Here is an 11,798-nt window from a genome sequence, read left to right on the forward strand (position 1 = left end):
CGTGTCCGGTTATCGGCGCGTTGTCGGGAGTGGGCGGTGAGCGAAGAAAGCGATCTGGAACGAACGGAACCTGCGTCGCAGAGGCGGCTGGAGAAGTCGCGCGACGAGGGGCAGGTGCCGCGCTCGCAGGAACTCTCCACGTTCGTCGTCCTGATCACGGCGGGTGCCGGCCTGTGGCTGATGGGCGGCCCGCTTGCGCGCCAGCTTGCGAACCTGATGCGCGACGGGATGAAGATTCCCCGCAGTTTCGGCTTCGATCCGGCACTGCTGCTCGAGCGCCTGCTGGAGCAATCCCTGCACGCCCTGCTTGCGCTGTCCCCCTTTTTTCTCCTGATGATGATCGCGGCCCTGGTGGCGCCCCTGCTGCTCTCGGGATGGCTCTTCACGTGGAAGTCGCTCGCGCCGGACTTCAAGCGGATCAATCCGTTGAAAGGCGTGGGGCGCATGTTTTCGACGAACAGCATGATCGAGCTGGCCAAGGCGCTGCTCAAGGCGGCGCTGATCGGCGCCATGGCGGTCTGGACCATCTGGCACGACAAGGACGCGGTCCTGTCGCTGGTTGCGGCGCCGCTCGGGGCAAGCATCGGCCATCTCGGCGAATTGGCCGTCATGAGCTTCCTCGCCATCGCAGGCATGATGGCGCTGGTCGCCGCGGTGGACGTGCCGTTCAAGCTCTGGGACCACGCCCGCAGGCTCAGGATGACGAAGGAGGAAGTGCGCCAGGAAAACAAGGAAACCGAGGGCGACCCGCACGTCAAGTCCCGCATCCGCGCCCAGCAGCACGCCATGGCAAGGAAGCGCATGATGGCCGAGATTCCCGCGGCCGACGTGATCGTCACCAATCCCACCCATTTTGCGGTCGCGCTGAAGTATGAGGAAGGAAAAATGCACGCGCCCCGGGTGGTCGCGAAAGGCAGGCATCTGCTGGCCCTGCGAATCCGCGAGATCGGCGAGCAGCATCGCGTGCCGCTGCTGGAGGCGCCGCCGCTCGCGCGTGCGCTCTACCACCATGCCGAGCTGGGGGATGAGATTCCCCAGGCGCTCTACAACGCCGTGGCGGAAGTGCTGGCCTATGTGTACCAGTTGCGCCGCTACCATGAACAGGGCGGCGGAGCCCCGCGCAAACCCGAAACCCTGCCGGTGCCCGCCGCTCTGGACCCGGAAAGCGCGGGGGCGGGCGGAGACGGCCCGAGGCCGGATCGCCCATGAGCGCAATCTTCAGGAAGGGTGCCGCATTCGGCAGCATGAAGATCCATACCCTCGCCAGCCCGCTGCTGATATTCATGATCCTGGGCATGATGGTGCTGCCGCTGCCCGCATTCCTGCTCGACATGATGTTCACCTTCAACATCGCCCTGTCCATCATGGTGTTGCTGGTCGGCATCCACACCAACAAGCCGCTGGATTTCGCCGTGTTTCCCACCGTGCTCCTGCTCACCACGCTGCTGCGGCTGTCGCTCAACGTGGCCTCCACCCGCATCGTGCTGATGGAAGGCCACAACGGGCCCGACGCGGCCGGCAAGGTGATCGAGGCGTTCGGCCACTACCTGGTCGGCGGCAATTACACGGTCGGCATCGTCGTCTTCATCATTCTCGTGGTGATCAACTTCATCGTCATCACCAAGGGCGCTGGCCGCATCGCGGAGGTTTCGGCGCGCTTCACCCTGGACGCCATGCCCGGCAAGCAGATGGCGATCGACGCGGATCTGAACGCGGGCCTCATCGGCGAGGAGGAGGCCGGCAGGCGTCGTGCCAGCATCGCCCAGGAAGCGGAGTTCTACGGCTCCATGGACGGCGCCAGCAAGTTCGTCCGGGGGGACGCGATCGCGGGCATCCTCATCCTGTTCGTCAACGTGATCGGCGGGCTGGTCATCGGCGTGCTGCAGCATGACCTGGACCTCGCCACCGCCGCGCGCAACTACACGCTGCTCGCCATCGGCGACGGACTCGTCGCGCAGATTCCGGCGCTGATCATTTCCACCGCCGCGGGCCTGGTGGTCAGCCGCGTCGGCACGGACGAGGACACCGGCACCCAGCTGGCGAGCCAGCTGTTTTCCAAGCCCCAGGTATTGATCCTCACCGCAGCCATCATCGGCCTCATGGGCCTGATACCCGGGATGCCGCACCTGGCCTTCCTGCTGCTGGCGGCATTGCTGGGCGGCGGCGCCCACGTGCTGCGGCGGCGCGCCGGGCTGGCCCGGGCACAGGCTTCTCCGGCGCCCGCGGTGCAGGCGGACGTGCAGGATGCCAGCTGGGACGACGTGGCGCCGGTCGATGTCCTCGGCCTCGAGGTGGGATACCGCCTGGTGCCGCTGGTGGACAAGGGGCAGGATGGCGAGCTGCTGCGGCGGATCAAGGGTGTGCGCAAGAAATTCGCCCAGGAGATCGGCTACCTGCCGCCCTCGATCCATGTCCGCGACAACCTGGATCTGCGTCCCAACGGATATCGCATCACGTTGAAGGGCGCCGTGATCGGCAGCGGCGAAGCCCATCCCGGCCAGTACCTGGCGATCGACCCGGGTACGGTCCAGGGCACCTTGCCGGGCCTCGCCACCAGCGATCCGGCATTCGGCCTGCCCGCCCTGTGGATCGAGGCGGAACGGCGGGAGATGGCCCAGGCACTGGGCTACACCGTGGTGGATGCCGGCACGGTGGTGGCGACGCATCTGAATCACCTGGTGCGGGGCCACTCGGCCGAACTGCTCGGGCGCATGGAGGTGCAGCAGCTGCTCGACCGCGTGGCCAAGGATTCCCCCAAGCTGGTGGAGGATCTCGTTCCCAAGCAGCTGCCCCTCACGACCGTCCAGAAGGTATTGCAGGGCCTGCTGGAGGAAAACGTCCACATCCGCGACCTGCGCACCATCGTCGACGCGCTGGCCGAACACGCGCCGCGAATCCAGGATCCCCACGAACTGATCGCCCTGGTGCGCGTCGCGCTGGGACGGGCAATCGTTCAGCAGATCTGGCCGCAGGCGGGTGAGTTGCAGGTCATGGCGCTCGATTCGGGGCTGGAGAGACTACTGACGCAGGCGCTGCAGGCCAGCCCGGACGGAGGCGGCATCGAGCCGGGCCTCGCCGACACGCTGCTGCGCGAAGCCTTCGGCGCGAGCCAGCGCCAGGAGCAGATCGGCCTGGTGCCGGTGCTGCTGGTGCCGGCCTCATTGCGTACGTTGCTGGCGCGCTTCCTGCGCCGCACCGTGCCGCAGCTGAAGATCCTGTCGCACGCCGAAGTACCCGATTCCAGCAACATCAAAGTCACCTCGATCCTGGGAGCCAGAGCATGAGCATTCAACGTTTCGTCGCTGCAACGTCCAGCGAGGCGCTGCGCCAGGTGCGCGACGCGCTTGGACCTGAGAGCGTCATTCTTTCCAACCGCACGATGGAGGAGGGCGTCGAACTCCTGGCATTGGCCCGGGCGGATGTGGCGGCACTCCTGCCCTCTGCCGGGGAGCAGACATCCGCGCCCGCCGGCGCACCCCTCGCCATACCCGGCCCGGAGCCCGAACCGGTGGCACCGCAGGCCGCGGCATCCGCCGCACCGCGTTCCGCCCGCCGTCTGTTCTCCAGATGGGCATCCGAATCTCCCGCAGGCGAGGCCGTGCGGTCAACCTCGGCGGATGACCTGCGCCTGGTGGCCGACGAGATGACGGCCAGCGTGCTCCAGGAGATCAAGTCCATGCGGGGCACGCTGGAACAGCAGCTGGCCGGGCTGAGATGGAACATGCAGGAACCGGGCGATCCCGTGCGCGAGTACCTGCTGCAGCGCCTGCTCGCGGCCGGCTTTAGCGGGCCGCTCGGGCGCGATCTCGTGGAAGGTCTCCCGGCCGGCATGGGCCAGGAGGGTGCGACCGAATGGGCCAAGGCTGCCCTGACGCACAATCTGCACGCGATCGGCGACGAGAACGAGATCCTGGAAAAAGGCGGCGTCTATGCGCTGGTGGGGCCGACCGGCGTGGGCAAGACCACCACCACCGCGAAGCTCGCGGCGCGCTGCGTCGTCCGCCATGGCGCAAGCAGGCTGGCCTTACTGACCACCGACGGCTACCGCATCGGCGGACACGAGCAGCTGCGCATCTACGGCAAGATTCTCGGCGTGACGGTACACGCCGTCAAGGACACGCAGGACCTGGCGCTCGCGCTGGCCGAGCTGCGAGGCAAGCACATCGTGCTGATCGACACGATCGGCATGGGCCAGCGCGACCGGATGGTGGCGGAGCAATCCGCCATGCTGGCCGATTGCGGCACCGAGATCAAGCGCCTGGTACTGCTCAACGCGGCATCCAACTGGCATACGCTGGAGCAGGTGGCGCACGCCTATCGCGGCAACGGGCTGGCGGGCGCCATCATCACCAAGCTGGACGAGGCGGTCGTCACCGGCGGCGCGCTGGATGTCGCCATGCGCCATTGCCTGCCGCTCTATTATGTCGCGTGTGGCCAGCGCGTACCCGAGGATCTCGAGCTGGCAAACCCCTCGGCGCTGGTGGAGCAGTCATTGGATGGCTTCCCCGAAGCTGCTCCTGTCGCGGCTTCCGCTGAGGAATCCGCGTGGCCCATGGCCGCCTGCGGCGATGTCCATGCCGATTGCGGCCTGAACGAGCGGGGTGCGCCTTGATGACCCATGCTTCCTGCGACCAGGCGGAAGGGCTGCGCCGCCTGCGGGTACCGGAACCGTTGCGCATCGTCGCGGTCGCGTCCGGGCGCATGGACACGGGTGCGACCACGACGGTGGTCGGCCTGGCGGCCGCGCTCGCGGATGAAACCAGGAACGTACTGGTGATCGACGAGAACGTGGGCGCCAGCAATGTCGCGGCCACGCTGGGGCTCAACGCCCACCGGGATCTGCTCGACGTCATCCGGCGCGACAAGACACTCGATGACGTGATCATTTCAGGTTCCGTGGGATTGCACGTCCTGCCGGCGGGACGCGGCATGCGTGTGCTGGAGACACTCGGCACGGCCGACCGGATCCATCTCGCGGAATCCTTCGAACGCTTCACCCGGCCGATGGACGTGGTATTGATCGATGCCGCGCCGGGTCGATCCGGGTGCTCTCCTTTTCTCGCCTGTGCAGCTCACGAGGTCGTCATGGTCGTTTCTCCCGAACCCGCTTCCATCACCGCGGCGTATGCGCTCATCAAACGCATGCGCGGCAACGGCGAGGGAGTTTTTCACGTACTGGTCAACAAGGCGCGCCAGGAATCGGAGGCGCGTGTCATCTTCGACAACATGGCGGGCGTGGCAAGGCGCCACCTGGGCATTTCCCTTGATTTCACGGGGTTCGTCCCTCCGGATGGCACGCTTTGCCCCGGCCGGCTGCCGGTGGAGACGCATCCCGCCGCGCGCTCGACCGCCGCTTTCCGTCTGGCGGCGGAGTCGCTGCTCCGGTGGCCCACCCGGCAGGACAAAGGAATGGATTTGGGGCGCTTCATGCGGCGTCTGCTGCAATGCGGCCCGGACGAGCAGGCGGGGCAGCAGGGACACGCGGGGGATGGCGCCATGGCGGCCTCGGCGGTCCTGTCCGCGGTACGGGAGGCATCGAGCCATGTATAGCCCGGCCGGGACGATCGATCATCCGCTGCAACTCGAGGAGTTCGTGCCGCTCGTGAAGCGGATCGCGCATCATATGCTCGCCCGGCTGCCGGGCAGCGTCGAGGTGGACGACCTGATCCAGGCCGGGATGATCGGTCTGATGGATGCGCTGAGCCGCTACCAGGAGACGCCGGGCGCCCAGTTCGCCACCTATGCGCAGCAACGCATCCGCGGCGCCATGCTGGACGAATTGCGGCAGATGGACTGGCTGCCGCGCGGGGCGCGCAGGAGCATGCGCCAGATCGATGCCGCGATCGGCGCGCTGCAACAGCGCCTGGGACGCGCTCCCTCCGAAACCGAGATCGCCGCAGAACTGGGCATGCCCATCAAGGGTTACCACAAAATGCTGCTGGATGCGCACGGTGCGCAACTGGTCCACTACGAGGATTTCGGCGACGGCGACGAGGGGAATTTCCTTGAACGCCATTGTGCCGGCGGCGGCCCCGATCCCCTGGACAGTCTCCTGGACGACGATCTGCGGCAGGCGCTGGTGGATGGGATAGAGTCCCTGCCCGAGCGCGAGAAGATGCTGATGGGGCTTTATTACGAACAGGAACTGAATTTCAGGGAGATCGGCGCGATTCTGGGGGTGTCCGAGTCGCGCGTATGCCAGATACACAATCAGGCGGTGGCCCGCCTGCGTGCGGGACTCAAGCAATGCGCATGGACTTCAACAGTGTAATCGGTATCGCCATCGCACTGGCGGCGGTCTTCGGCGGGTACGCGCTGGAAGGCGGGCACCCGGGCGCGCTGGTGCAGTCCACGGCCCTGGCCATCGTGCTGGGCGGCACGGTGGGCGCCGTGCTGCTGCAGAGCCCGCTGCGCCAGTTCGTGCTTGGCATCCGGATGGCCCGCTGGATACTGATTCCGCCCACGCTCGACGCGGCGGCGCTGGTGGAGCATATCGGCCGCTGGGGTACGGTGGCGCGCAAGGACGGCCTGCTGACGCTCGATTCCCATATCGAGGGCATCGACGATCCCTTCCTGAAAAAAGGCCTGCAACTGGTGGTGGATGGTACCGCGCCGACGGAACTGAAGCGTGTGCTGGAGGTGGAGATCGACACCTTCGAGGATCTTCACCGCCAGGGCGCCCGGATATGGGAGGCGGCGGGCGGCTATGCGCCCACGATCGGCATTCTGGGCGCCGTGATGGGCCTCATCCAGGCCATGGAGAACCTGTCGGACCCGGCCCATCTGGGCGCCGGCATCGCGGTGGCGTTCGTGGCGACGATCTACGGCGTGGGGCTGGCGAACCTGGCTTTCCTTCCCATCGCGAACAAGCTGAAGACCCTGATCTCCCGCCAGGTGCTGATACGCGAGATGCTGGTGGACGGGCTGGTGGGCATCGCCCATGGCGAGAACCCGAGGCTGATCACCGGGCGCCTGCAGGGCTATGTCGTATGAGAACGGCGGTAGGATGAGGACGCCGCGCCGGCTCCGTCCCGAAGAACACGAGAACAGGGAACGCTGGCTGGTTCCCTACGCCGACTTCCTGACGCTGCTGCTGGCGCTGTTTGTCGTGCTGTACGCGATGTCACAGGTCAATGCGGGAAAACCGGGTACTCCGATGGGCTTCTTCATCGATCTGTCCGGCGGCCGGACAGCGCGGCCCGAGACCGCCGCGGCATTGCCGGCGCCGCTGCCCCTGCGAAAGCCGGCACGCCGGCCGATTTCCATGCCGTCGGACGAGGTGCGCAACGACCCCCCGTCTGAACCACCGCTGGCCGACGCCCCTGCATCGGTGCCGGCCGTCCCCGCAACCACGGAAGACGAGACTGATCGCCTTGCCGCGGCGCGCCGGGAGCGGCTGGCAGCGGTCGCCCGCGACGTGGCGGCCGCCTTCGTCCCCTTTGCCCCGCTCATGCAGGATGGCCAGGTGAAGATCGTTCCCGGCGTGCGCGGCGTGGGGGTGGAGATCAACGCCCAGGTCCTGTTCGCCCCTGGGCAAGCGGCGGTGCGGGAAGACGCCGCCAGGATGCTGGAAATACTGGCGCAGGTATTGAAAGACGGCGACCACCTGATCCAGGTGGAAGGCTATACCGACGACATTCCCATCGCCACCGGCAGGTTCCCGTCCAACTGGGAACTGTCGGCGATGCGCGCCAGCAGCGTGGTGCGCCTGCTGATCGACCACGGGGTGGAAGCCACGCGCCTGACGGCGCTGGGCCATGGAGAAAACCACCCGCTGGCCTCGAACGATACCGTCGAAGGGCGGATGCGCAACCGGCGCGTCACCGTGTTGATCCTGCCCGCGCCGCCCGACCCCGGCACCGCCGACCATCCGGCCGCGTCCATACCGCCCTTGATTCCATCTTCATCCTGAGCTTCTCCGAACCACCGCTGTGATAAGGGATGCAGAGCAGTATGGGCGTGATACTACCCGACCGGGTGTCAGGTCTCAAAACCTACCTTGCTAACTACCGACAGGATATGCTGGGGTTCTACCTCACCAAACCGATCGGGCGGCCCCGTAGGATCCATATTGTGGGCACCGATCGCCGCAAGTGGCCATTCTCTCAAGTTATCTTGGATCGAAAAAAACAGAATGATCACATTAACCTAGTGGCTATTCATCCTGTCGACGAGTCTTTTTCTATTCTTGTAAGAACCCTTCAATTTATTTCGAAACTATTTTTATAACCATGGTCAACAAATGGTTGACAATAGATAAAAATCTCCTGTAGTCTCTACCGTAAAGTAGAGTAAAGCTTTATTGTTCTATTTTTTCCCGAATTTCTTTTTATTTCTTGCGGAAGATAAACAAGATTAGCCAGCTTGAGAAATTCTGTAAGGTTTCGAAGGCCGCCCGTCTCACTGGGAAAAGGTGATCCATGCCAGAAATAAAAAAGCTTCTCGATCTTTTTTCGCAATTTGATTTCTCTCTCGGCTGACTATTTTATAGCTTGGAGATACTTTGTAAAAACAGAAATAACATAAGGCAGAATTCCACTTATTTTCCAAAGAGACCGGTGGCGGGATAGCAAACTCGGCAGTATAGCTCTAGTTTTTTATCATTGGTGGTAAATACTTCGTCACTTGCTAACGCATTTTGATATGGAGAAAAATGATGAATGCTTGCTATCGCCCCCTATCTCGCCGTCGTGCTTGGGCCAGACAAGTTCTGAGTGCATTGCCAGGAAGCACATTGACCCCGGGATTTCTGGCCATCCTCTTGAGCATGCCAATATCTGCCGGTTCGGTTACCTACGCTTATGACGTCTTGGGGCGACTCACCACAGCCACCTATGGCACCGGTGTTGTTATCACCTATTCATATGATGCCTCTGGCAATCGCACCAGCGTTGTGACTACCGGGGCACCCTGATGGCCCTTTCCCACTTCGCTTTTTCCTGAGCCCACCAAATATTCAGCTTACTCAGCTACAGGGCCGCCAACAACGGAGGATATGACAATGCCATACTGGTGCGCAGGTTTTTACACATTCCTGATTTTATTTTCCTCGGTAGCCCAATCTGAAGAGAATGTCGACAAGAGATCCTCTGTTTCCGATGGCGGGAACGAGATATCATCAGATGGCGGATGGCCGCGCGAGCCTTCCGATCAAATACCCAATATCGGAAGAGTTATTTTCCAGCCGGTAACGCCTGAGGAATCCGAGCGGGCGATCCACTCCCGGCCGGTGCCCCCGGACCTGAATCCATCGCTTCGGGAAAACGCGCTTCAGCGTGCCCAACAGGCCAAGAGCACTGCACCGGTGGGGCCCGCCTCAACTACAGAACTTGTGCGAGCTCTTAAGAACGACCCCGATCTCATCTATGAGTACGTGCGCAACAACATCGGCTACTATCCCGTATGGGGCATCCAGAAAGGGCCGCTGGGCACCATCCTGGACCGCCAGGGCACCGCTTTCGACCAAGCAGCTTTAATGGTGAACTTATTGCGTGAAGCCGGCTTCACCGCCAGTTATGTACTCGGCCAGATCAACTTGAATGCCACCCAAGTCGGGGAATGGCTGGGGGTCGATACGAATAACATCTGTGCGGTACGTCAATTGCTGGCGAATGGACAGGTACCTCATATTGCCGTGGGGGCAAGCAGCTACACCTGTCCCGGAACGCCGGTAGCCCTGGTCAGCATCAAGCTGTCCCATGTGTGGGTGAAGGTAAACATCAGCGGCACCAATTATTATTTCGATCCCAGCTTTAAACCCCATACCATCAAGATAGGCATCAATCTGACCAGCGCCAGCGGCTACAACGCCGCTACTTACCTCTCTCAGGCGAGAAGCGGGGCGACCATCACTGCGGATTATATCCAAGGGGCAAACCGCACCAATATTCGCAACAACCTCAATGCCTATGCCACCACTTTAGCCAATTATCTGCGCACCAATTATCCGGCAGGCACACTGGACGACATCATTGGCGGCAAAACCATCGTCCCCTACACCGGTGCCCCCCTGCGCCAGACCAGCCTGCCCTACCAGGACATGTCGGTACCGCTCACCGAATGGACAGGGTACATTCCCGACGCCTACAAGCCCACCTTAAGGATCCAGTATCAGGGTATCGATGTAACCTATCAATCCCATGTCATCTACAGCACGCGACTGACCATCACTTACAATAGCTTAAACCGACCAGTCCTGATGCTGGACGGCACCGTGATGGCGACGGGAAATCCCATCGCCCCAGGAACCTCAGGTCCGATAACCTTTACGATCACTCACAGCGCCTACGTCGGTTCCGGGGCAAATGAAACGTTTACCCAGCAGATCAAGGCCGGGGGGACTTATCTGATAGGCAACGGATGGGGACCCGGCGGACGCGGAGTGGTGGACCTGCATCGCCAGCGGCTCGAGGAAGGCAGGGCGGCAGGCAGCGCGGACACTTCCGAAGTGATCATGGGATCCAGCCTGGCAGCGCTTTCATCAAGCTGGATTGCGCAAAGCCGCATCATCGGGGACATCGGTGACCGTTTGGCAAACGCCAATACAACCTATCATCATCAAGTAGGTATCGCCGGATATTATTCGGCGGCCTACGTGGACTTGCCTGGGAACATCGTGAGCATCACCAACCAGGCGGAAGATAGCGCCAAGGAATTGACGGCGTTTTACAACCTGTCCACACACTTTAGTATCTTCGAATCCACCACGGTACAGCAACTTTCAAATAACAGCGCGGTTTCTACCGTCAAGCTGATCGACATCGCCGCGCTCAATAATTACCGCATCTACGATGCGACATCCAGCAATTATTCCACCGGCACCAATATCCAGAGTCTCCTGGTTGCCTGCTCCTCGCCACAGAAAACCATTTTCCAAAACGCGATATCGTCCGGCCGGCGGTTGATTCTGGCGTCCCATTGCAATCTCAATGAGAACAGCTGGACGGGGGTGGGATATTACAGCATCGCCCCGGGCGGCGTGCGCATCAGCGCAATCATAGATGGCAATCTCGCAGGCGGGTTCTCGTCGTCGCCTCAACCGCCGGCGCCCTACGTCAGCAATACCTTCAACAATACCCTGAGCCCGGCTGCCGCGCAGTACACTATCGGGAAAGTCTTTGGCGAACCGATCGACATGAAGACAGGCAATTACCTCTACAGCAGCGACGACATGAAGGTGGGGGTAGGGAGTTATCCGCATGCGCTCGCCTTCCAGAAGATTTACAGCTCGGGCGCGCGTGCCCAGGCGGGTCCCCTGGGCAAGGGATGGAGCCATAACCTTGCCTCCAGTGTTTTCGTGAGCAGCGACGGCTTCCAGGGGATGGGCGAGGATTCGGCCCTGGATGCGGTGAACACGCTGGTGGAGCAAATGGTCTCTTTCGATCTGCTCTCCGATACGGCGAAGCCCCTGGACAAGCTGGTCATCGCCACGCTGGGGCAGAGATGGTTCGGCGACCAGCTGCTCGACAATACCGTGATCGTGCGCCAGGGGCTGAACGGCGAGGTTTTCGTCAAGCTGCCGGATGGCACTTACAATCCCCCTCCCGCCAATTCCGTCAGGCTGATCAAGAACGGCGATGGCACCTATACCTACGAGACAGTCAACCGCGACAAGCTCAACTTCAATTCTGCGGGGAAGATCGCCACTTACAACCATGCGAACGGCCTGCAGGTCAAGTATACATATACCGGCGACAACCTCACCCAGGTGCAGAACAGCCTGGGCCGCACCCTGACGTTCACCTACGTTTCGGGACGCATCACCGCCGTGGGAGATGGCAGCCGCAGCATTGGTTACG

9 protein-coding genes are annotated in these 11,798 nt (G+C 62.5%); all 9 read left to right on the top strand.

Features of this window, described 5'->3' with window-relative positions; genetic code table 11:
- Positions 1-36: 36 nt before the first annotated feature.
- On the top strand, positions 37-1,209 hold the full coding sequence (gene flhB, locus BT108_RS09810) for a flagellar biosynthesis protein FlhB (protein WP_072294354.1): 1,173 nt from the start codon (positions 37-39) through the stop codon (positions 1,207-1,209).
- A complete protein-coding gene (gene flhA, locus BT108_RS09815) occupies positions 1,206-3,284 on the top strand; it encodes a flagellar biosynthesis protein FlhA (protein WP_072294355.1) in 2,079 nt (692 codons plus the stop codon). Before flhB ends, flhA begins: the two co-directional genes overlap by 4 nt.
- The gene (gene flhF / locus BT108_RS09820) at positions 3,281-4,612 is read left to right on the top strand and encodes a flagellar biosynthesis protein FlhF (RefSeq protein ID WP_072294356.1); all 1,332 of its coding nucleotides are present in this window, start codon (positions 3,281-3,283) and stop codon (positions 4,610-4,612) included. Before flhA ends, flhF begins: the two co-directional genes overlap by 4 nt.
- Entirely contained in the window at positions 4,612-5,550 is a 939-nt protein-coding gene (locus BT108_RS09825; RefSeq protein ID WP_072294357.1) for a MinD/ParA family ATP-binding protein, read from the top strand. Before flhF ends, BT108_RS09825 begins: the two co-directional genes overlap by 1 nt.
- Positions 5,543-6,271 carry an RNA polymerase sigma factor FliA gene (locus BT108_RS09830; protein ID WP_072294358.1) on the top strand — a complete coding sequence of 243 codons (729 nt, stop codon included), beginning with the start codon at positions 5,543-5,545 and terminating at the stop codon, positions 6,269-6,271. Before BT108_RS09825 ends, BT108_RS09830 begins: the two co-directional genes overlap by 8 nt.
- Positions 6,253-6,993 (top strand): flagellar motor protein, encoded by a 741-nt coding sequence (locus tag BT108_RS09835; RefSeq protein WP_072294367.1) that lies wholly within the window; start codon positions 6,253-6,255, stop codon positions 6,991-6,993. Before BT108_RS09830 ends, BT108_RS09835 begins: the two co-directional genes overlap by 19 nt.
- A gap of 13 nt (positions 6,994-7,006) precedes the next feature.
- The gene (locus tag BT108_RS09840) at positions 7,007-7,912 is read left to right on the top strand and encodes an OmpA family protein (protein WP_072294359.1); all 906 of its coding nucleotides are present in this window, start codon (positions 7,007-7,009) and stop codon (positions 7,910-7,912) included.
- A gap of 855 nt (positions 7,913-8,767) precedes the next feature.
- Positions 8,768-8,914 (top strand): RHS repeat domain-containing protein, encoded by a 147-nt coding sequence (locus BT108_RS14330; protein ID WP_072294368.1) that lies wholly within the window; start codon positions 8,768-8,770, stop codon positions 8,912-8,914.
- Between the two features lie 81 nt (positions 8,915-8,995).
- On the top strand, positions 8,996-11,798 hold a 2,803-nt coding region (locus BT108_RS09855), incomplete at its 3' end, for a DUF6531 domain-containing protein (protein ID WP_143142456.1).

The sequence above is a fragment of the Nitrosovibrio sp. Nv17 genome, assembly GCF_900119085.1.
Classification (GTDB): domain Bacteria; phylum Pseudomonadota; class Gammaproteobacteria; order Burkholderiales; family Nitrosomonadaceae; genus Nitrosospira.

Bases quoted from the DNA above. Each gene is read 5' to 3' on its own strand.
- BT108_RS14330 (WP_072294368.1), top strand. From the start codon at position 8,768: ATGCCAATATCTGCCGGTTCGGTTACCTACGCTTATGACGTCTTGGGG.
- BT108_RS09840 (WP_072294359.1), top strand. From the start codon at position 7,007: ATGAGGACGCCGCGCCGGCTCCGTCCCGAAGAACACGAGAACAGGGAA.
- BT108_RS09825 (WP_072294357.1), top strand. From the start codon at position 4,612: ATGACCCATGCTTCCTGCGACCAGGCGGAAGGGCTGCGCCGCCTGCGG.
- BT108_RS09830 (WP_072294358.1), top strand. From the start codon at position 5,543: ATGTATAGCCCGGCCGGGACGATCGATCATCCGCTGCAACTCGAGGAG.
- flhA (WP_072294355.1), top strand. From the start codon at position 1,206: ATGAGCGCAATCTTCAGGAAGGGTGCCGCATTCGGCAGCATGAAGATC.
- flhF (WP_072294356.1), top strand. From the start codon at position 3,281: ATGAGCATTCAACGTTTCGTCGCTGCAACGTCCAGCGAGGCGCTGCGC.
- BT108_RS09835 (WP_072294367.1), top strand. From the start codon at position 6,253: ATGGACTTCAACAGTGTAATCGGTATCGCCATCGCACTGGCGGCGGTC.